A 22,525-nucleotide genomic window follows, 5' to 3' on the forward strand; every position below is an offset into this window, starting at 1 on the left:
CACAGTCGTGTGCCACAGTTCGACGGGGACGCGCCGCCGCTTTCGTTTGGTCAAGAGCGCCTGTGGTTCATTGAGAAGCTAATGCCGGGCTCGTCGTTGTACAACGAACCTTTGGTGGTCGTCGAACTGTGTGGCTCGTTGCACATGCAGGCCTTCCGCGCAACATTGAATCATTTGCTGGAACGGCACGCATCTCTTCGATCGCGCATTGTTGAGCGTGAGGGACGTCTCCACGTGGAAGCCGACCTACCGAGCCAGGTGCCACTGGCTGTCGTTGAGATGGAAGTGGAGCGTGATCCTCAAGGTTTCCTCGAATGGCTGGATACGGAGGCCATGCGACCGTTCGATCTGGCCGCTGGGCCGCTGTTTCGCGCGACGTTAATTCAGCTGCCGAAATGTGACGACCGGAACTTCCTCGTGCTCGGGCTTCATCACATGGTTTCTGACGGGTGGTCGGTCAGGATCCTGTTAAATGAGATCGCGAAGTTGTATACGGCCTCGCTCTGCGCCACTCCTCTGAGTAGCGCGCTGCCGCCGTTAGCCGTGCAGTATGGCGATTTTGCTGCGTGGCAACGCGCTCAATACGCGAGCGGCGGCATGGCCGGCGAAGAAGCGTACTGGCTCACACATCTGCGCGGCGTGCCACGTACGGTGTGGGTGCCGGACCGCTCTCTCACAGCGCCCTTGGGCGAGGCCTCTCACCTCTCCGCGCAGGTGCCACTTGCTGCACTCGATCGGATTCGCCGTGCCTGTACGGCTCAGGGAAACGGTGCATCTGCGATCAGCCGCTACATGGTATTGCTTGCGATCTGGTGCGCGGTAGTGCACCGACATGTAACAGCGAGTGATCTAGTCGTTTGCACCGCCGTTGCTGGGCGAACCGAGCCCGAACTGGAACCGTTGATCGGCTTCTTCGTCAACGTGCTGCCGTTACGGGTTAATGTCGCGGGAAATCCGACATTCCGCACGTTGCTGTTTCGTGTGTGCGAAGTGGTATTGGGTGCGTTTGCGAACGACCGACTACCCTTCGACTGTCTTGTCCGAGCGCTACGACCGCATCGAGAAGCTGGGGGACAGCCGTTTAGTAACGTGTTCTTCGCATACCATAATTTCCCTAAGATGTCTGTGAACGTAGGGGGATTATCTCTTCGACGCTATCGACACGAGCGCGGCGGCGCGAAGTACGACGTATGTCTGTTAGCCGTTGAGCAGGAAGAGGACGAAAAAATGATTACGCTTCAGATCTGGTACGATAAAAAATTGTATACAGATGAGTCTATGCGCTTAGCATTGAACGAGGTTTTAGATTTAGTCGGGGTGATCGACTGTGGTGGTATAGAACGTCGGCTGTTGGCTTTGGAGGTTGCGGCATCCGGCAATAAGGGAGCTCCATTGTGACTGAAGATGATGATCGCTGGATAGTCGTGATCAATCACGAGGAACAGTATTCGGTGTACCCCGCCGATCTGCCGCCGCCCCCCGGCTGGCGGTCTGTTGGCTTCATTGGCACTCGTGACTCCTGTCTCGATCATATCCAACTGATCTGGACCGATATGCGCCCACTCAGTGTCCGTCAACTGGTCGCGGGGGCAAAGCCCGAAAGACAATGATCGGAGGCCTCTCCTCGTCGTGTGCGGTGCCATTCGGCGGCTCGCTTGAGGCTGCATTGGAAGATTTCGAGTGTGAGCACGGCGCGGCGCCAGATGCGGTGGTATTTGCAGTGTGGCTCGCATTTCTTGCGCTGGAGGAGGGTAGATTTCCCGGTGTAACTATTGGCTGTGATAGCAAGCATGCCGATGCGGGAGCTCCATTGATGGTTGCCGGCGGCCCTTGCGATGTATTGCAGCCTTTCGTCGATTTGGTTGTGCAGGCCCATCGTGCAATGCGTGCGGCATATCGCGGGCTAGATGGGGCAACAGCTTCTTTCCATGTCGCTCCGAACGGTGCAGATGATTCGCTCAATTGTGGTGACGATGCGGGCGACGGGCGACGACTTTTGTATATTGCACGGCGTGGCGAGCGCGCACTCGTGGGGCGACATGCTGAAGCTATCTGCGCCGCGCTGCAAATAGCGCTGGCCGCCCCTGAAACACCGCTGCGTGCGCTATTGTTTGGTCGGAGCGGACGTAGTGTAGGCGGACCCCTGCACATGATAGGTGAGCACGATCTGATTGCCGCGTTTCTCGCGGTCGCCGGCCGACAACCACATGCACCAGCGGTGACGACGCCGACACGCAGCTGGACCTACGCAGAATGCGAGAACCGAGTCCGATCTTGGGCACAAGGTATATCGGCGGGGGCTACTGTGGCGATTCTGTCGGACGACCCACTTGTGCTAGTCTGCGCGCCCTTGGCCGCGCTTGCAGCTGGTGCGCGCTTCGTTATGCTCGATCCAACTGTGCCCGCTGCTCGGACTGCCCGCCTGCTTGCCACCGCAGGGGCGGACGTAGCTATTGTGTCGGGAGCCTGCGAGCGACCAAGCGGCCTTCCGGTGTTGGAGCCGAGAACATTGGACTGTCATCCTCCGCGGATTGATATTCCAGACCATCCGGGGCATCTTTCGGCATGTTTGACTTTTACCAGCGGCAGCACTGGCTTTCCACGGGCTTGCACGATGCGTCGCGACACGCTGCGGCGGCTTGGGCGATGCCTGTACGCCACGTTCGGCGGTGCCAGGGTATTGCGAATCGGTTCCGTGGCGTTCGACGTTTTTCTCCACGATCTGAGCCTCTCCCTCGGCGAAGGCGGGACGCTTTTTTTTCCGAATGATTCGAGTGGCACGCTCGATCCAGTGAGGATAGGCGCCCTTGCGGCAGAATGGCGGATCGATCACGTGTGCGCGGTGCCGTCGATACTTGACCTGTTCGATCCAGCCGAACTCTGCGGCGAACGCATGCCAGTAGTGATCTCCGTTGGCGAAAGGTGCTCTCCAGATCTTTCCGTACGTTTCGCCGGGAGTGGACGGTTCTTTGATGCGTACGGTTGCACCGAGGCGGGGGTTGCCAATCTATTCGCATCGCTAGATGACGCTGTGCGCAGAAATGAGATCTTGTTAAGACCACTGCCCGGCGTTACGGCGGCCGTCGTTGATAGTCGCCTGAGGCCGTTGCCTGCGGGAGTGTATGGCGAGCTAGCGATTTCCGGCAGCGGTGTCAGCGATGGCTATGTAGGCAATCCGCGCGAGACCGCGATGCGCTTCGTCCCGGATTTTTGGGGCCCGCCTGGAGGCCGCTTGTTCCTGACCGGCGATTGGGCGAGGATCGAGACCGACGGCAGCGTGACATTGCTAGGGCGAATCGATCGTCAAGTGAAGGTTCTTGGCGCGCGCGTCGATTTGGCGGAACTAGATCGATTCGCTCTCGCGCAGCCCGGCGTCGCCGCGGCGGCGGCAGTGGCGACTTCCGCACCAATTAATCTGCATCTTGCTCTGACCGTCGACCCTGGCCTGCGAAGGCCAACGTTGGAGCGGCGGCGTATCGAGGAGTGGATTGAGGCGTTCGAGTCGAGTCTAGAGGCCGCTGAATATGTCGATACTGCTCCGACGGACGACGACTCCTTCCTGGGTTGGCACAGCGTTATTACAGGACAACCTATACCGGCGGTAGAGATGCGCGAATGGGTCGATGTCACCTGTGCGCGCGTATTGGAGGGAGCGCCTGCCGCGGTCCTTGAGATTGGTTGTGGTACAGGTACTGTCTTGCGCCGCCTCGCGGGGCTGTGTCGTGACACTTGGGGAACTGATATTTCGGGTGCGGCCCTCCGCATCGCTGCGGCTCGATTGCGCAGTCCGGCCTGCACCGCCCGGGTTCGCCTGCTCGAGCAGGCCGCGACGGATCCGGTGCGCGCACCAGGACGATTCGACGCAGTGCTCTTCAGCTCAGTTGTGCAGTATTTTCCGAGCGCGGCTTATCTGTTTGACGCGCTGCGACAGGCGGTCATTGCGGTGCGTGCCGGTGGTCGGATCCATGTTGCTGATGTTCGTGACTTGCGTCTGGAACCGATGCTACGCGCGGAGATCGCGCGCCATCGAGGCACGGCAGAGGCGAGAGATAACCGTGAATTATTGGTCGACCCTCGATTCTTTCTTGCGATCGGTGCCTTGCTTGAGGGCATTAGTGGTGTCGAACTGTTGGTACGCGGCGGCGAAACAGTTAACGAACTTAACTGTTATCGCTACGATGTGGTGCTACACGTCGGAGAGCCAGCGTCGATGGCATTGCCGATCGTTTCGTGGCCGCCGGACGGGGACATCGAATCGATCGTCGCTCCCGTACGTATAGTCGGCATTCCTAACGCGCGGTTGCGTAGGGGGCAAGGTGAGGACCCGGTCCAACTGTGCCGCCAGGTGGAAGCATCTGGGCAGCGGGTCGTGGCAGCTCTCGATCTAGAGGACCCAACCGCTTTCGAGATAATTGTCGGAGCGCCTTGGTACCACACACCCGATCAATCAGCTGGCCGGCTCGACCGGCTGACCAGCGATCCTTTGCACGCGGACCGAGCGGAGGCATTAATTGCCGAGATGGGTGTCGTTTTTCAGCGGGAACTGTCGCCCTGGATGCGACCGGCCAAGATCCACGTGATCGAGCAACTTCCACGCCTGCCCGGGGGGAAAATCGACTACGTGGCGGTGTTGTCCTCGATAAACCGCGCGCAGTCGGCCGTGCGACATCTGCCAGCAGACCGAGAGGTCGTGGCCGATTTGCTCGCCGGCTTGTGGGAGGACGTGCTTGGGCATCGCCCAGAGACGCCGGCTGAAAGTTTCTTCGCAGCTGGCGGCCACTCCCTACAGGCAGTGCGGATGATGGCACGGCTGTCCGCCATGTTTGGTATCGTGCTTCCCCTGTCGACATTGTTTCGCGCCCCCTCATTCGGTGCATTTCTGGCCGCGGTGGAAGCCGCGCGAGTCTCGGCTGCAAATGGCGATGGGTTTCATTTGGAGGTTGCATCGCTAGCCGATCACTATCCTATGACCACAGCGCAGGCTCGGATATGGTTTTTGGAGCAATTGCAGCCTGGCACCTCAACTTATCATTTTCCGGTCGCGTTGCGTTTGACCGGCCCACTTGATGCCGCGGCTCTGCAGCGCGCATTCAGCATGGTAGTACGGCGGCACGAGGCCCTCCGTGCCACCTTCGGTTTGGCCGACGGTCAGCCATCCCAATGGTTCTCGCCGGCGATGGAAGTAGAGGTACCGCTACTGGCCGATATGCGACTTGACGAGGAAATGCTTAAGATCTGGATTCGCGCCTTCGGACGGAAACCATTTGCGCTCTTTACAGGTCACTGCTTCCGCGCTGCGCTACTGCAAATTGCGCCGGATCAGCATGTCTTTGTATTGGTTCTACACCACCTTGTCGCAGACGGTTGGTCAATGCGAATTCTCACCGATGACTTGTCTCGCGCCTATGCGCTGTGCCGCGACCCACAGGCAGCCACACCTGTCGCGCCGCTGCGGTTCGCCTACCGCGATTACGCGGTGTCACAGCAGCGCTGGGCCGCGTCCACAGTGGCTCTGCATATCGACTGGTGGGTTGACCGGCTGCGCGACAATTTGCCAACGACCAGTTTGCCAACCCGGCCACGGCCGCCGGTGCGCAGCGGCCGTGGCGACACCGTCGAACGGCGGGTGCCCGGGTCCACCGTGCTGCGTCTGCGGACAATGGTCGTCGCGTCCGACGCGACGTTGTACATGGTGCTGTTGACAGCATTCGCGGTGTTGGTTGCTCGGCATGGCACCGACCGTGATATCACCATTGGTACGCCGGTCGCCAATCGTCCCGACCGGCACCTCGACGAGATCATCGGTTTCTTCGCCAACACCGTCGCATTGCGGTTGGGCGTGACTCTTTCCGCAACCTTCCGGCGGATGCTGGCACACGTGCGCGAGGTTGTCGTCGCCGCATTTGACCACCAGGACTGCACGTTCGATCGCGTCGTGGATGCATTGCGGCCAGTACGAGATCTCTCTATCACTCCAGTGTTTCAATTATGGTTCGCTTTTCTCGACATGGAGTTGTTGGAGGAGGTGATTGGCGATCTTCACATTGAGCCGGTGTCGATGGGCGATGGTCATGCGCAATTCGACCTCTCGCTATCCATAACGCTCGCGCCGGGAGGGCTGATATGCGCGTTCACGTACGATACTGCATTATTCGAACGAAGCCATGTAGAGCGGATGGCTGATCGCTACTTGGTCATACTGGAAGCCTTCCTCGCCGACCCCGAGCTCGCCGTCGGCGACATCACGCTGCTAACTAAAGCCGAAACGGATGCACTCCGGGATTTCACTTGCAGCGGACCAGCGACTGCGCATCCTAGCGACGCCTTGGGCCGCTTTGTCGCGCATGCGACGCAACATCCTGACGCGGTCGCGGTCAGCGATGGCGACGCAAGCTTTAGCTACGCGGCATTGAATGCGCTTGTCAACCGCCTCGCGGCAGGGCTCGCCGCATCTGCTGATCGGCAGAGGCCGGTTGGCCTGCATCTGCCGCGTTCTTTCCGACTGTTGGCCCTAGTGCTCGCGGCACTTCGAGTCGGCGTGCCCTTTGTGCTGCTCGACCCGGACTATCCGGTGGAACTGCGCGACGCGATGTGCCGCGACGCTGAGGTTAGCCATGTAGTTGAAACTGCGGACTGGGATGAACTGGAGGCAACGCAAGGCGACCCGATGCATCTCGACCTGCCCGACGGCGCACTAGCGTATGTCTGTTTCACCTCGGGCTCGACCGGACGCCCGAAGGGTGTTGCGGTTTCGCGTGGGGCGATTGCTGCAATGCTGGGAGCTATGGCGTCGCACTTGTTGGGGGGGGCGCATACGGCCATGCTTGCTCTTACCGCACTTTCGTTCGATATTGCGCTGCTGGAGCTATTGCTGCCACTAAGCGTGGGTGGACGAGTAGTGATTTCTCGACCCAGCGGATCGTTTGATGCAAGAGGAGTCGTCGAGCTGATTGAGCGTGAGGACGTAAATACGATCCAATGCACGCCATCCGTTTGGCGCTTGCTGCTTGCTGCAGGCTTCAAAGGTGGGAGGGAAAAAGTGCTGCTGTCGGGCGGAGAAATTTTGCCTCCTGACCTTGCAAAAAGTCTCTTAAGTTGTTGTGGCCGATTGCTGAATGTATACGGCCCCACGGAGGCTACTGTGTGGTCGACCGTCCATCCCGTCGCTGCAAGCGATTTGGCCGGCGCGATTCCGATTGGAAGAGCAATTAGGGGAACACGATGTCACGTCATGGACGAGCGCCGGTGTCCTGTTATGGAGGATGTTGTCGGCGAACTGTATCTAGCCGGTGCAGGCATCGCGGATGGCTATGTCGGTCGGCCAGGAGAAACGGCGTCGCGTTTCTTACCGGAACCCGGGGGGGGCGTGGGTGCGCGTATGTACGCGACTGGTGATCTAGCGCGACGGAGCGCTGACGGTTTGTTGCACTATGTCGGTCGCTATGATGGTCAGATCAAGCTGCGCGGCGCGCGGATCGAGCCGGCCGGCATTGAGCATGTTTTGCTAAAGTTGGATTGCATTGATGACGCTTGCGTCTTTGTTGACGGTGAGGGCCCGTCTGCGCGCCTGGTCGCTTGCTGCGTATCACGCGATCCCACGCTAACGCTCGCTGATGTGCGTAGGTTAGCAGGCTCCGCGCTACCAACCTCAATGCTCCCTGAGTACTTGATTTTGCTCGACGCCTTGCCACAGCGGCCGAACGGAAAGCGCGATCTCGCGGCATTAACGGATCTCGCGCGGCAACAGAGTTGGCAGCATGCGGACGATAACAAAAGCGACGTTCTCGCAGGAGTCGTGGCGCTCTGCATCGAGATTGTCAAATGTCCGACTGCGCGTGCTCAAGATCATTTTTTCACCGATCTCGGTGGGCATTCCTTATTAGCCTTGCGTATGGTGGAGGGCATCGAACGGCACTTCGGAGTTCGGCTGCCGTTGCGCTCGCTTTTCGAGCATCCAACTGTCGAAGGAATCTCGCGACAGGTAGCCGCCGCGCTAGAGATGGCGACGTTGAGAGGGACTGCATGAGCACGGTTATCAGGCTGTATCCGTTCGGCCGCACGCAGCTCGGAATGCTCACGGACATTCTTACCGGGTCAGAAGGGCTGCATGTTGAGCAGCTAGCGGTGACGCTGCCCGACCCAGTAGATCCGGACGTCCTGCAACGCGCATGGGCGCAGCAGGTGGCGGCACACGAGGCTTTGCGGACCTGCGTGGTGGTCGATGGGGGCCGAGAGCCAGTGTTCTGCGTGATTGACGCGGTCCTGGCCTGTCTGCAAGAGCAACGCGTCGACGGATCGTCGGTGGAGTGGTGTGATAAGGCGCGCCGTCGACGAATCGATCTCGAACAGGCGCCCCTGGCACATCTGGCGCTACTGCATGCGCCCGGCGAGGCAACCATACTCGTGCTCACTTACAGCCACCTCATTCTGGACGGCTGGTCGGTGCGGCTGCTGATGACAGGGTTGCGCAGCGGTTACCTTCGGCTTCTCGGGGGCGACACATCGATACTACCGGTCGACGATCTTGCCCGCGTGCGTGCGCACCAACTGCGCGTAGCTCCCAACGCGAGCGACTGGCTGCGCGATCGGCTGTCCCAAGTGCGCCACGCCACGCACCCCTTCGCGCCGCCGAGTACCGAACGAGAAACGAAGGAGAATGGTACGGTCGATCATTGTGAGATCGCGCGCAAGTTCACGCCTGCAGAAATGAAAATAGTGATGGCCGCGACGCACACCAACCGCGTTGGAATGGTGACTTGGGTGCAAGCAACCTGGGCGCTGCTGCTACAGTCGCGCACCAGGGCGGAGAGAGTGATTTTTGGTGTGACCACTACAGTTCGGCCGCCACAAATCGAGGGAATCGAGCACTTGATTGGCATGCTCGTGACGACGGTGCCCGTGGTGGTGGAGCGTGCTTCGTCTGTCGCCGCACTGCTGGCGGAGGTACGCGCGGTATCTTTGCGGTTGCCGGAGATCGCCAGCGGCAGTGGTGGGGACGTGCCAGCGACCATAGGTTTGCCGGCCGGGATTCAGTTGTACGAGAGCGTCGTGGTTTCGCAGTTCGCGAGCGCGCCACTCGAGGGTGAAGTCCCGCTGTTCGGTGGCACGATGGACACGGCCGGCGCGCGAACACGGCACGCGCTCGTGATCCTGGTCAGTGGTGCGGACTTGCCCATACTGCGGATGGTTGGGCGGAGCTCTCACTACAACTCGGATGTGCTAGCGCAGCTTCTCGACGACTTTTTTGCTGTGATGTTCGCACTGGCGTCTCTGCCCCCAAACGCCTCACCTGAGCGCGCTGTTGAATTTTTGCCGCAAGATGCGTGGTGGCATGCCCCTTTGTCCTCGCCGGAAGTCGCAGATCCCGTCTATAGTTCCACTTTGGAGCGCGTGCATGCGTGTTGGCGTCGAGTTTGCGGCGGACCTACACCACAAACTGGCGAACTGCCATGGGACGTGTCTGGTGTTTCCTCGCTAGCGATGGTGCATCTCAAAGCGGACATAGAGCATACCTTCGACGTTACGCTGTCGCTAGCCAAACTTGTCGAGCAAACAAGCCTCGACGCGGTTGCGGCCATGGTGGAGCGGTGCTTGCAGACCTGACGTCCGCAGCCGATGCTGAACGTGCTGTGCCCTATCGAGTCGGCCACCGCCATGCTGGTCGGTCTAATTCGCGCAGTCCTAGGATTTCGGTTTCACCCATGTCTTTCGTAAGCACGTGATGGACGCATTCAGGCTGCGCTTTTAACGTTGAGATCAGCTGGTCGGCATGAGAGACGACGATGATCTGGGAGCGCCTCGATGCGGTCGCGATAAGCCGCGCGAGTGCAGGCAGCAGATCTGGATGCAGGCTCGATTCTGGTTCGTTCAGTACCAGCAGTTCGGGAGCGCGTGGTGTGAGCAGGGCCGCGATCCAGAGAAGATAGCGCAGAGTGCCATCCGAAAGTTCAGTGGCCGAAAGCGGGCGGAGCAAGCCCACCTGGCTCATGTGTATGCCGAAGCGCCCCTCGGCCACGCGGATCGACAGCGACGCCCCTGGAAAAGCGTCGGTGATCGCCTCATGCAATTTGGTGGCCTCGCCAATCTCAATGATTGTTTGCAGGGCCGCGGCCAAGTCCGCTCCGTCATGACCTAACACTGGGGTATGAGTTCCGATCTGGGAGGCTCGTGCGGGTGCGTCGGCATCGGCGCGGAGATGGTCATAGAATCGCCATTGGCGCAAGTTTTCGCGAACAGTATGCATCTCCGGTGCGTTTCGCGGGTCTGAAAATTGCGCTAGCATGCTATCGAAAGCTGCGATGCGGTAGTCTGATTCTGACCAGACGCCGTTGTCATCTCTAATCCGCGCTGCGGGCCCTGTGCGGTCAACGAGGAGCGATGCGGGTCGCAACAGCGGCCCCGCCCAAATGCATTCGCGTTTGATCTGAGGATCCAAGGCAAAGGCAGAACTCGAGGGCTGGGGAAAGCCGAGGTCGATCGCATAGCCAAAGAGGTCACCGCAGAATCCGAGGCGAAGGCCGATCGGACTGCTCCGGCGAGTGCCTTCGACACGGTAATCTCCGCGTCTGACCGAACGGCCGATCTGCTCAGGTCCCGCCCACAGCGCCGATGGCAGGCCGCCTTCCCGCGCGAGAGCGGCAATCACACCGCCTTGCGCAGTTTGCGCCAGCAGGCGCATGGCGCGGTATGCGCTCGACTTGCCGCTGCCGTTAGCACCCGTTATCAGTGTCAACCGTCCGAGCGGCATCACCAACTCGCGTAGAGATCGATAGTTGGACACAGCAAGAGTCGTCAGCATCGATTAATGGTACACGGTTTGACGCTGCTCCCGGTCTCTGGAGGTAGGGTGATTTCTTTTTCGCTTTGTGCCGCTAGAGGCCCGGAGCGGTCAGTGACAATTCCGCGAAAACGGCTAGTGGACCTCGGGTTGCGGTTGTCGCTCGCTTACCGCCAGCCGGAACCGGTCGCGTTGTCGCAAGTCCGGCGTCCATCCAATGCAGCTGTGCATCGTCACATACCAGGCCTCGGGCGTGCCGAGTGTTTCAGCCCATGAATTTCGCCATCCAGACGGTGTGCCCGGCGCAATCAGGATCTTGGGCAACGTATTCGACGACTGAAAATTTTGCACATTCGAGCAATCGCTCGTATTCTGCGGGAGCGAGGCTGGCGTGCTGGTCTCGCCGTGCTCTGGATCGCTAGTAAACACCAGCAATGCGCCAGGTAATGAGTGGGCCTCAAAAATCGGGAACATTGCCCGCTGCGCGTCGTGATTGAGATGAAAAAGCTTTCCCAAGCGATCAAGCCATGAAACCGACGATTCAGATTCAGTAAACGCATGTCCGCGAATAGCCATTCGCCTTGAGGCAGCCGGGCCTTGCAATGCGCGATTAACTGGCGTGAAGTATCAACGCCGGTCACCGCACGATCATGCGTCAGCAGAAATTCGCCGATCGGTGCGCCTGCGCCGCATCCGATGTCAAGCACACGTCCGCCGCTGGGAGTGTTCGCGATGAATTTGTCGAGCCAAGGCCGCTCGTCCCAAAGGACGTTGGGACGAGCGGCAATATACTGGGTAGCTAAACGATCTTAGATTTCGATGATCGTGGAATCGTAAGAGGCCAAATTGCAGCTTCCGCGAATGTGTCGCACAAAACTCTATCGCATGGATCTTTAATATTAACAGCCGCGCCTCGTCTGCGTGCAATTCCACAAATCACACCGAAAGTAAGTTATCGTGAATTCCGAGAGAATCGAGCTATTCCCTACGATCGTCCATCGCCTCGAGCTCGATGCTCACGAATCGCATCTTGCGGCATGCTTGCCCGTGCTGGATGGCTTATTCTCTCACTGCGAGCGGGGCCGTTCCGCACAAACGCTCGAAGTCGGGGAGGCAATCAGTACATTTACGATCGAGCGTGAACTGTTTCGACTCGCCGAATTCGCAGGCCTTGCGAAGGACATCCTTCACAGCACAGCGTTAGTCACCGGATTCAATGTGGCTTTCGTCGAGATGTGGGCCAATCGACATCACCGCGGCGGCCGGACGTTGGAACACTTGCACGGCGCGCAAATCTGCGGCGCCTACTATCTGCGCGTACCGCCGGATAGTGGTGGCCTGATCTTCAGAACACCACTGGAATACGCGTTATGCGGCTCCCCTCAAGTTGATGCCGTGGAGAGTCAGCGTCCGGACGGTATTGCCCACCGGCTGCAGGTGAATGACGGAGTCCTTGTGCTATTTCCGGGTTGGTTGAAGCATCTCACGGAGCCGAGTCGCAGTGACGATCCACGCGTGGTCGTTAGCTTCAATCTGCGTATCACCGGGCTTTACGATCGTTTGACGAAAGCACGTTCCCATTCAGAGTAGCGTCCGATGAGGCCAGCCAACGGATGGCCGCGGGCAATCATCCCAAGCACGGCCACATTAATGACCCGCCACGGCCATGGCATCTCACGGACGACGTCCACGACCAATACGACCCGGGGGCGGCTGCCTCGGTTCCAAGCCATGTGCATGTAGGAGTCGTCAAGCAGCAGCGTTCGCCCTTCCTGCCATTGCGCCTCCTGTGAATGTACGTAGATGCCGCAATTTTCCGGTTCAGGCACCATCACACCGAGATGCGCGCGGATGCAGCCACAAAACGGCCCGCGATGCAAGGGAATGGTGCGCCCAGGCATCAGCACCGAAAAGAATGCGGTGTGTACGCCGGGAATAGATAGGATCGCCCGGGCCGTATTCGGACATAACGCCATGCTTTTGGGAAAGTGGTGACCGGAGGCTAGAAAAAAGAGGGCCTTCCACCGGTTATCGTCGCCGAGCGGCTTTTGTTCCACAGAAATTTCGTGGAGCGCCGGTAATGCTTCGGGCTGCGCCAATAACCGTTCGATCTCTGTACGGATAATCGAGTGACTGCGCTCAAGCGCTTCTGTCCATGCGAAACGCCGCGAGTCAAAGAACGGATCTGCACCCTCGGCGGAACGCTTGCGCAACATCGCCTGCAATCTATCGTACAGAGCGAAGAACAACCGCTCGCGTCGTCGAACCGGCAGACGGGGAACGTTCGTTGCACCGGGATTCTGCATGATAATCTCTCCCACGGGCAAAATCATAACTTACATCATGGTGATGCCGCGCGTTGTGATCGGGAGCTGTGCCTACATCTCGAGAATACAAATATGCCAATACCTTCTACTATTGCTCATAGGTGGCGGATTTTTACGACCTGTCCGAGGCAGGCGGATTCAGCAGCATATATGTCTCGCTTTCGGCGCACGTTGGCATTGACCCACGCTGCGGGTTTCGCTGGCGTACTGATTTACACGGGCAACGAGGTGCCAATCGAACCGTGGCTGGCAGCTGCAGAGATGGCGCGGAGTCATCCGGATCTGTCACCGTTCGTCGCGCTCAATCCGATTTATATGCATCCGTTCACGGCAGCACGCTGTGTGGCATCTCTGGCGAACGCTTACGGGGTGCGATGTGACCTGAATCTGGTCGCGGGCACTTCACTTTCTGATCTGGCGGCTCTTGACGAGGTTGATACGCACGATGAGCGGTATGCGCGCCTCAGGGAATTCGCCATCATCATGCGCGATCTGTGTGCCGGACAGGGCCCCGTGTCATTTGACGGGCGCTATTTCGGCGCCCGCGGGCTCCTTCTACCGTCGCGTATTGCCGATGCATTGCAGCCCGGATTCGTCGTCGCCGGACAATCGGCCGCTGCCAGCGACACAGCGCGGACACTGGGAGCGGAATCGCTGGGCGGACTGCAGGCCAATTTTCGGCCCGAACCCGCGTGCGCCCGCGGCGTATATATGGGCATCATATGCCGTGCGACCGAAGCTCAGGCGCAGGCTGCCCTATGCACTCAATATCCCGAAGGCCAGGCTAGGCCATCGTCACTGCGATTGAGCCGGAACACCGATGCGAGCTGGAAGTCGTCGTTCGTCGGCGCGGACAGCGGGAATGGAGAAGAGGACGGCCCGTACCGTCTCGGCCCTTTCCGCCGTGGGCAATTGGATTGTCCCGTACTTGTGGGATCAACAGCCACTGTCGGTGCCGTGCTCCTTCGACTCGCAGCGGGTGGCATAGACCGATTCGTGCTTGATCTTCCCGACACCGAGGCGGACTATGCAGCGGTGATTGATGCATTCGCTAATGCTTCTACTGTGGCCGCAGGCCAAGTGTCGGAATGAACGTGGTGCGTCATCGTGTTCTGCCTGCGCAGGAACGGATGTTCGTGCTGAACTCCCTGAGGGAGGGGACGGCCGCCTACGTCATTCCATTTGCGGTTGTCCTCGAGGGCACACTGGATGTCGGCCTCTTGCGGCGGGCTGTTTGGCTAGTGATCAATCGTCACGAAGCCCTTCTTTCCCGTTATGTAATGGACGACGCGGGCGTAATGGCCGAAACGTGCATTACTTCACCGGAACCGACTGTGGAAGATGTACCGCAACCGCAGGATGTCGATGCATGGATCGCCGCGCGTATGCGCACGTTTCTGCGTCGGCCGTTCTGCCTAGACGAGGAAGGTCCATTGCGCCTTTGCATCGCATGCTTCGCGGCCGACCGGTATGCCCTGATCATGGCTGTGCACCATATTGCCTGGGATGCTCAGTCCGGCGAGATTTTCAGCCGCGAACTACTGCATTGCTACCGACAGTTGGCCCTGGGAGCGCCCATCAATCTGCCAACCCCTGGACCGACCTTGGCCAATCTCGCGCGCGCAGAGTGGGAGTGGCTGGCATCTCAGGAAGCCGAGGCACAACGCGAATGGTGGCGGCGGACTCTCGCGAACAGCGCCGGCTCAGGGGCGCTGCCGGCAGAGCGCGGGACACGCGGGCGTGGGCGGGGTGTGCGCGCTATGGGCAGGTTGGGCGCCAGGCTCACGACGGCGCTGCGTACGCACGCAGCGACTGTGGGCGTGACGACGTTTGCGGCGGTGAGCTATGCGGTGGCAGCCTCCATCGGTCGGCGGACAGGAACCGAACGCGTGATGTTGGGCATTCCGGTATCGTCGCGCGTCGATTCCACATCAGGACTGATCGGCCCGTTCATCAACACGCTCGCCATAACGTTCGAAATCGCGCCTGAGACTGAAGTTGCATTGGGCAAAGCCCAGGCGGCGATCTTCGCCGCGCTTGAGCGTCGAGCACTGCCCTACGACCAGGCCGTGAGAGGAATGATCGACGGTGCTGCCGAAGCGTTTGGGGTACTGTGCACTTACGATGCCCACACCGGTGGAGCAGAGGATGCGATGGGTGTGCGATCCCGCGTTGTCCATCTCGCCACCGGTAGCGCCCAGGTCGACGTGTCCTTCCATCTCAATGATGAAGGCGATGACATCGCGATCTTTGTCGATGTCGACAGTGATCGGTTCCTTCCCGCCACCGCAGGCGCGCTCGTCGAGGAGTTCCGTCAAACAGTCGCGATGCTGTTCGCAAACGCGCCTCCATCCAACCCTCGTCCGCTACTAGGTGCGGCACGCCAGCCCGTTCGGCTCTTGACCGACGTGTTTGCAGAGATTTTCGCGTGGCTGCCAGACGCAATTGCATTGCGCGAAGACGGCCGAAGCGTCACTTACGCCGAACTCGACGCCGCGGTCGGAAGATTCGCTGGTGCGCTTGCCGCTGCAGGCATCGGCGTCGGCGATTTCGTCGCGATTTTGTTACCGCGCTCGGTCGAATCGGTTGTCGCGAGTTTGGCAACGTGGCGGGCGGGCGGCGCCTTCCTGCCCTTAGAACCCGCCGATGGTGGCGCACGACTAACTTCGATGCTGCGCGCCGCGAACCCGAAAGTGATCGTGGCCGGCGACATTGGACGCGTTCCCGAAACGTGGCGCACTCGGGTGTTGATACCAAATGCGTGTGGAGTGCCGCCACCGTATCTTCCTCCGCACCCTAGCGCTGCCGCGTACGTGCTGTTCACGTCCGGCTCTACCGGTCAACCGAAGGGTGTGGTCGTGCCCCACGCAGCAATTGCCAACCGAATCAATTGGATGCGGCATACCTTTCCACTGAATCCAGGTGAATGTGTGCTGCACAAGAGTCCGCTGACCTTCGACGTTTCGTTGCAAGAATTTCTTTGGCCGCTGGCCAGTGGGGCGGTCTCAGTAGTTCTATCTCCTGGAGGAGAACGTGACCCAGTCCGTCTAATGCGAGCCGCGACGGCAATGCGTGCTGTCGCATTTCACGTGGTTCCTGACATGCTGCGTGAGCTGTTGGATACGGTAAGCGTTGATGGCTGCACCTCGCTACGCTGGGTGCTGTGTAGCGGCGACGTTCTACCGCCCGATCTCGCGGCTCGTTTTGTCGCGAGCTCGGCGGTGTCGCTCATTAATCTCTACGGTCCTACCGAAACTACCATCGATGTTTCCTGGTTCGTGTGCGATGGGGATTCATTTTCAGTACCGATTGGCCGTCCTGTTGACAATGTGTCATTGTCGATTCGCTACTCGAACGCTACTGGACAGATGCCCCTGGGCGCGATAGGTGAGCTCTGCATCGGAGGTGCACAGGTGGGGCTCGGCTATCTCTCAGCACGAGAGACCGCGGATAGCTTTGTTCCTGATCCCGACGGCTTCGCGGGCGCGCGAATGTACCGAACCGGTGATCTTTGCCGGGTGCGTGCGGACGGGTTGGTCGAATTCCGAGGCCGCGCGGATCGCCAAGTGAAGGTTGCCGGACACCGCATTGAGCTGGCGGAGGTCGAGGAGGCGCTGCGCTCGCATTCAGCAGTCCGCGATGCGACTGTAGGGGTCGTCGACCTACGAGAGGAACGACATTTGATCGCGTGGTACGTGCCGGTTAAAGTGGGAGAGAAGGCTCCAGATCTTCGCATTTTCTTGCGTGAACGGTTGCCCGCTGCTGCGCAGCCATCGCGTTTGGTCGCGATGGCTGCGCTCCCGTTGCTATCAAGCGGTAAGTTGGATCGCGCGGCATTGCCTGTCCCGGAATTGGGCATCACGTTAGAGGACGCAGAAAGCCCAGATGGCGCAAGTCAGCCTGAAGCCGAGCCAATAGCGCAAGCAATCGTTATAGTTTGGCGGGAACTATTAGGCGTGGAGTATGTTGGGTTCGACGATGACTTTTTCGAGTTAGGTGGGGATTCGCTGCGTGCGCTGCAATCGGTTGTGCGCGCGCGTCGTCGCGGTATCGTTTATACGTTGTCGATGCTGATTGACCATCCAACTCCACAATCGCTCGCGACAGTGGCCGCCAGAGTCAAACCCGGTTTAACCCAGGCAGCTGGCTCCGAGCTTGGCGAAGTACCACTCGTTCCCGCTCAGGTCTGGTTCTTCAATCTTGAGCATGCACGGCATGACCATTGGAACCTTGAGTCCACCGCTCGGATGGTCTCGGCCCCAAGATACGACCGACTTGTCGCGGCTGCAACATCGCTAGCTCATGCGCACGAGGCCTTGCGATTACGCTTTCGCTTGGTCGGGGAAGATTGGCAGCAGACACTTTCTGGCGCTGCGGTAGTTCCAGTGGAGGTGGTGGAGATCGATGGAGAGGTCGGTCGCGTGTTGCTTTCCGCGGTCGCGGACGAACTACACGCGACACTTTCGCTTGAGCATGGACCGCTGGCGGCGGTGCTGATGGCGCGAGATATTGTTACTGGCGAAGCGGAATTAATATTGATCGTCCACCATCTCGTTTCCGACGCTTTCAGCATGGGGCTATTAATGGACGATCTGATCCAAGCGGCGTGGACCGGGTTGCCTGTGCCCGAACGCCCCGGATTCGCGCGTTGGGCGCGCTCCGCGCTAGCTTTGCCATCGGTGGTCAACGAGCCGCGACCATTGCCCCATGATCTTCCCTTCGCCTTAATGGTTGATTATCCGATTTACCGCAATCGCATCGCCGATGCAAAGACGTTGGAGCAGTCCATCGTGGGTAATTCAGTCACGGCTTTCCGCTGCCTTCGCGACGCTCAGCGGCTGAACGTGCTCGTTGCAGCGATCGGACGTGCCATCTGTACGCTGACCGATGAGCCGGTATGCCTGCTTGAGGTCGAGCGTCATGGGCGGGAAGACGATTCCGAAGCAGCCAGCACAGTCGGATGGCTTACCAAGTTCGTGAAAGTGGTAGTGCGTGGTGGCAGAGACTGCACACCGGAAGTGTCACTCCGCAGTGCTGAAGAGTCACAGACTAGCGGACAAGAGTGGGAGGGTCGCGCAGAGGTGATGGTGAATTACCTTGGCAGTGCGGGCCAGGAAAACGGCTCAGGACTCGTACTCGCGCTCGGACCCAGCACCTTCGGTCGTTCCCGCGACGGTGCGGCGATACGATCGCACCTTCTAGAAATTGATTGCTGGCTGAGCAACGATGCGCTCCTCATTCGCTGGACATATGGAAGTGACGTTCATGCACCGGCTACTTTGACCCGTCTCGCTGCGGTGCTGGCTGATCAGATCGACCGCCTTTCGCAGATCAAGGCTGTAAACGACCCTGACGCGGTCATTGAAGCCGGAGTGCAGCTAGCTCCCGGTGAGTTGGCGGCAATTCTAGATAGATTCGCAAGAATTGAGGGCCAAGGATGATGCAGGCATGGCTGCGGGAGGACGTCGCGCTCATCCCCTTGGTGGATAGGTGGTATGCGTGGCCGCATCTAATTGCCCCAGCTACCGCTGCGCTCAATATCGCCAAGCGCCACCTGACCATCATGGATTCGTACGTAAATGCGCCGGCGCTTCACATGCGCGCGGTTCAGGACGACCGTAATTTGGGGGGGCCGTTCGTAGACTACGCCACCGACCGATCTGCGGAAATCCGTGACCTGGCCACAGCAACCAAGATTCGATGCAGTGACCTTCTGGCGTTCGGTCGTGCAATTGAACGACTGAGGGAGAGATTGAGGGCAAGCCCTCCCGGTACCTCGGTTGAGTCGCTTTATGCACAGGTACCGGATGAACTAAGGGGCTTTGTGGAGTTGGTGCGCGAAGTCGACGGCCGACCGAGTCTGCGTTTCATAGAGGAGCTCCTGTATCGCAGTCGCTACTACCTTCCCGATCTGCAGGCCATCGCAATTCGTAAGGAGTCCTCGCCACGCCCGTTCTCGCTCAGCACACCGCTATTGAACGAACCCGGTACTCGAATTGTTGAAATGCCATTCACAGACCCGCGATTGGATTGCTTGGCACAAGCCCGGCTGCATCCGGTTGACGCCCGCTCGCTACTTGGGTCGCTTGGACTACCTGCCAGTGACCTTGAGTCGCTGTTCACCGATCAGCCGACACAGCGGAAACTTGCGAAGGGTGATGGCGTGAGGGTGCTCGGGCACGCTTCCGTGCTGATCGAGTATGCCGGCACCACAGTGATTGTTGACCCGGTTGTCGGCTACGCAAGTGCCCGAGACGTCGGGGGCTGGACCTACGCCGATTTACCGGAAAAGCTTGATGCAGTAGTGATTACTCACGTCCATCAGGATCATCTGTTCCTCGAAAGCCTCTTGCAATTACGCGGTCGCATTCATCGAATTGTGGTGCCACCAGCAAGTCGCGGAGAAATCACTGATCCTTCACCCTCCATAATGCTGCGCGGGCTCGGGTTTAGCAACGTGGTGGAAGCCCCGCTACTGGAACCACTTACGATCGGTTCAATCACGTTGACGGCGCTTCCGTTCTTCGGTGAACATGGCGATTTGCCAGTTGGAGCCAAGGCCACCTATGCGGCGACGGCCGCAGACCGAACGTTTCTTTTCATGGCTGATTTCCGCAATCTTGAGCAGCGTCTCGTTACGAAGCTTGCAGAACTGCTGCCCCCTGTCGATACCCTATTCATTGGAATGGAATGCGAGGGCGCGCCGGTGAGTTGGCTGTATGGTCCGTTGTTGGACGGTCCTCTGAGCCGAGAAGCAGACACCTCCCGTCGGCTCAGCGGTAGTAACTGCGCAGAAGCTTTGGGACTAGTCGAGGCGTTTTCTCCCAAGCGAGCATTCGTGTATGCTATGGGCCAGGAACGCTGGCTACGGCACATTACCTCAAAGATCTACACGGAAGAGTCACTGCCGATCCGTGAGGCTATGCACTTTGTCCAAGCCTGCCGCCAGCGTGGAGTAGAAGCCGACGTGCTACTCGGGCCGCGCCACTTACCTTTTAAGTAAAAGATAGGCTTCCGTTAGGAGGGATTCACGCGCTCTAGCGGCGTCGATCTGGCGCATATCTACCACCTCGCACCAGTAATTGTCTTCAAATTGCCTTCATTAATTTAGAGTGTACCTTTGAAGCAAGAACATCTCCTCAAAATCGGATATTGGTGCAAAGGTATTGTCGCAACCTGCCAGGTTCAAATGGAAGGTGTGGGGTATTGGACTATAGATACGACCGCGACGCCTTTACGGGAGATCAGCGCCTCTCTGAATCAGGCGGACGTTTGCCTAAAACTGTCCACCTTGGGGCTCAAGGCATGGTTGCGAGGCACGACTCCTGGAGAGATCGCCAAACTAGGTCTTTTGGAACTGAGTGGTGAACCTCTAGCCGTCAGCAGATTTCAGAGCCACATGTTTGAAGTGAACTACTCAGGCATTTACTCCGCGCTGTCAGAGCTGATTTGTGATCCATCATATGTTTTTATGAATAACGGATGTGATTTAGTCGAGGATATTCAGCTTCGGGACGAAGATCACAGCTCACGTTATAACATCGCCCTTGTGCATCGCCTCCTTGGACGTACTGATGTTCGAGGCCAGCGCATCTTGGACGTGGGCTGCGGCAGAGGCGGCACGTGTTCATACATTAAGCGCTATCTTTCTCCTGTGGCGGTTACAGGAGTCGATCTAAACACTGGCAACATTGCTTTCTGCCAACGTGTGCACGGCTCAGGCATTGGCGATTTTTGTGTCGGAGATGCTACAGCCCTTCCATTCGCAGATCGCAGCTTCGACACTGTAGTTAACATAGAGTCGTCTCATGGCTACAAAGACCTTGATAAATTCTTTCTATCTGTCTCTCGTGTCCTCAACAAGGAGGGGGCTTTTTTTTGGACAGATGCTCTGCCACCAGAAAGGCTGCCCGAAGTCTGGCATGCCGCTTCTCGTGTGGGCTTCATGCTGATGAAAAAAGAAGATATTACCGCCAGCGTAATTCATGCGATGCAGGCTTTCCGTAGCGAGTATCGATCAGTAATGCGAGCTTGTCAGAATAGTGAAAATAAATGGGTAATTGACGAGTTGATTGAAGGCTATGAAATCATTCTCCAGCAATACTTGGCTGGTGCCCTTGAGTATTGGCTGGCAAAATTTACTGTAAAACATTGACCTCTTAATTTCTGAAATCAAGTTTAATGAGTTTTGACGAAATTGCGAGAGGTTAAAAGCTGGCAAAAAAATCGATTTATGTAAAGCACTTTTCTTGAGCATCCAGAAACATGATTCCTAGCATTCAGACACTATTTGACGCTAATGCGCTCTCTCGTTGCGTAGCGGCACAGTTTGCTATCGGACCAGTCACAAAAGCTCAGCTATGGCGCTCTTTCTTAAATGATGTTTATCGCCTCGAAGTTGGCGAGACCTATTTCTGGTTGCGTATCCACCCCGTCGAATGGCGATCTCGCGCCGAAACGAATGCAGAGGTAACTGCGCTCCTTGCCATCGCGGCAGCAGGCGGATCTATTGCGAAGCCCGTGCCGACGCATGACGGTGGTTACATAATGGAGATCGATGCGCCGGAGGGAGTGAGAACAGCAGTTTTGTTTGAAGATGCACGGGGTTCTGAATTGAGCTATTTCGGCGCAGAAGGTGCAGCAAACGCGCGACGATATGGTGAGGTCGTGGCAAAGCTGCATGATGCGTGCGAGTTGGTTCTCGATCTGCCGGGTAGAGAGCTAATCGACCTCGCATATACAGTTGTTAAGCCATCAGCCTCGTTGGCCCAGCATGTGAATGAAGTCGACAGAACCGACTTCTTTCGTATTTCGGAACGATTGATCACAATTTTGGATGGGTACCAGGGACTTACACAAGGCTTTTGCCACGGCGATCTTAATAGTGGAAACATACACTTTAAAGATTACTCGGCTATCACCATTGATTTCGACTGTTGCGGCTGGGGTTGGCGCGCTTTCGAGCTCGCTGCCTTCGGTCGCGGCGTAAGTTGGTTTAGCGGTCCAACGGAGGACGTTGACGTCCTAATTCGAGCGTACGTTGAAGGCTACTCCAAGTGGCGACCTATTGATGAACAAGATTTGGAAGTGCTACCAGCTATGCTCCTGGCCTCGCGCATATGGGTGACCGCGCTGCATCTTGATGGCGCGGATCGATGGGGGGCGAGCAACTACGGTAAACCCTACATATCTCGATTCATGAATTGGCTACGCCAATGGGAGAAGCGGCTTGAAGTAAATGCCTGGCGCAATTGGGCCCCCTCCGCGTCAGAATAGTTGTCGCCCAGGATAGAGCAACCCAAAGGTGGCAGTGATGGATGGACTTGGATCGATACGGATAGGCATTCGACGACAGAGCGGTGGTAAGGTTGCGAGTGCCCGGCTTAAGGCTGTGGATCACCAAGGTGGTGTTGAACAGATG

The 22,525-nt window shown here is 58.3% G+C and carries 13 protein-coding genes; 10 read left to right on the top strand and 3 right to left on the bottom strand.

All coding sequences use genetic code 11. From position 1 onward, the window contains the following. The first annotated feature begins 9 nt into the window (after positions 1-9). The 4 genes from AC1DY9_RS13205 to AC1DY9_RS13220 all read left to right on the top strand — a co-directional run bounded on the left by AC1DY9_RS13205 (position 10) and on the right by AC1DY9_RS13220 (position 9,603). Complete coding sequence (locus AC1DY9_RS13205; RefSeq protein WP_477666735.1) at positions 10-1,398, top strand: condensation domain-containing protein; 1,389 nt, start codon at positions 10-12, stop codon at positions 1,396-1,398. Next, positions 1,395-1,610 carry an MbtH family protein gene (locus AC1DY9_RS13210; protein WP_477666736.1) on the top strand — a complete coding sequence of 72 codons (216 nt, stop codon included), beginning with the start codon at positions 1,395-1,397 and terminating at the stop codon, positions 1,608-1,610. Before AC1DY9_RS13205 ends, AC1DY9_RS13210 begins: the two co-directional genes overlap by 4 nt. 539 nt (positions 1,611-2,149) lie before the next feature. Next, the gene (locus tag AC1DY9_RS13215) at positions 2,150-8,026 is read left to right on the top strand and encodes an amino acid adenylation domain-containing protein (RefSeq protein WP_477666776.1); all 5,877 of its coding nucleotides are present in this window, start codon (positions 2,150-2,152) and stop codon (positions 8,024-8,026) included. Continuing rightward, positions 8,023-9,603, top strand: coding sequence for a condensation domain-containing protein (locus AC1DY9_RS13220; RefSeq protein ID WP_477666737.1), 1,581 nt, complete (start codon positions 8,023-8,025; stop codon positions 9,601-9,603). Before AC1DY9_RS13215 ends, AC1DY9_RS13220 begins: the two co-directional genes overlap by 4 nt. 31 nt (positions 9,604-9,634) lie before the next feature. Here AC1DY9_RS13220 and AC1DY9_RS13225 read toward each other — a convergent pair whose 3' ends face one another. Both AC1DY9_RS13225 and AC1DY9_RS13230 read right to left on the bottom strand, forming a co-directional pair. Then, entirely contained in the window at positions 9,635-10,798 is a 1,164-nt protein-coding gene (locus AC1DY9_RS13225) for an AAA family ATPase (protein WP_477666738.1), read from the bottom strand. Between the two features lie 287 nt (positions 10,799-11,085). After that, the gene (locus AC1DY9_RS13230; RefSeq protein ID WP_477666739.1) at positions 11,086-11,484 is read right to left on the bottom strand and encodes a class I SAM-dependent methyltransferase; all 399 of its coding nucleotides are present in this window, start codon (positions 11,482-11,484) and stop codon (positions 11,086-11,088) included. Positions 11,485-11,734: 250 nt separating this feature from the next. Between AC1DY9_RS13230 and AC1DY9_RS13235 the strand changes: the two genes are divergently transcribed. Further along, the gene (locus AC1DY9_RS13235) at positions 11,735-12,367 is read left to right on the top strand and encodes a putative 2OG-Fe(II) oxygenase (RefSeq protein ID WP_477666740.1); all 633 of its coding nucleotides are present in this window, start codon (positions 11,735-11,737) and stop codon (positions 12,365-12,367) included. Here the strand turns inward: AC1DY9_RS13235 and AC1DY9_RS13240 are convergent. After that, positions 12,328-13,110: an aspartyl/asparaginyl beta-hydroxylase domain-containing protein gene (locus tag AC1DY9_RS13240; protein ID WP_477666741.1), complete on the bottom strand. Its 783-nt coding sequence runs from the start codon at positions 13,108-13,110 to the stop codon at positions 12,328-12,330. The genes AC1DY9_RS13235 and AC1DY9_RS13240 overlap by 40 nt on opposite strands. Before the next feature lie 144 nt (positions 13,111-13,254). Here AC1DY9_RS13240 and AC1DY9_RS13245 point away from each other — a divergent pair, with 144 nt between their 5' ends. The 5 genes from AC1DY9_RS13245 (at position 13,255) to AC1DY9_RS13265 (ending at position 22,380) form a co-directional block, all read left to right on the top strand. Continuing rightward, positions 13,255-14,196: an LLM class flavin-dependent oxidoreductase gene (locus tag AC1DY9_RS13245; protein WP_477666742.1), complete on the top strand. Its 942-nt coding sequence runs from the start codon at positions 13,255-13,257 to the stop codon at positions 14,194-14,196. Further along, a complete protein-coding gene (locus AC1DY9_RS13250; RefSeq protein WP_477666743.1) occupies positions 14,193-18,545 on the top strand; it encodes an amino acid adenylation domain-containing protein in 4,353 nt (1,450 codons plus the stop codon). The genes AC1DY9_RS13245 and AC1DY9_RS13250 overlap by 4 nt, the downstream gene beginning before the upstream one ends. After that, positions 18,542-20,107: an MBL fold metallo-hydrolase gene (locus tag AC1DY9_RS13255; RefSeq protein ID WP_477666744.1), complete on the top strand. Its 1,566-nt coding sequence runs from the start codon at positions 18,542-18,544 to the stop codon at positions 20,105-20,107. Before AC1DY9_RS13250 ends, AC1DY9_RS13255 begins: the two co-directional genes overlap by 4 nt. 117 nt (positions 20,108-20,224) lie before the next feature. Beyond that, positions 20,225-21,259, top strand: a complete 1,035-nt coding sequence (locus tag AC1DY9_RS13260; protein WP_477666745.1) for a class I SAM-dependent methyltransferase — start codon at positions 20,225-20,227, stop codon at positions 21,257-21,259. A 110-nt stretch (positions 21,260-21,369) separates the two neighbouring features. Continuing rightward, positions 21,370-22,380: a phosphotransferase enzyme family protein gene (locus AC1DY9_RS13265; protein WP_477666746.1), complete on the top strand. Its 1,011-nt coding sequence runs from the start codon at positions 21,370-21,372 to the stop codon at positions 22,378-22,380. Positions 22,381-22,525: the final 145 nt, after the last annotated feature.

It is taken from the genome of Polaromonas sp. P1_F6 (genome assembly GCF_056405695.1).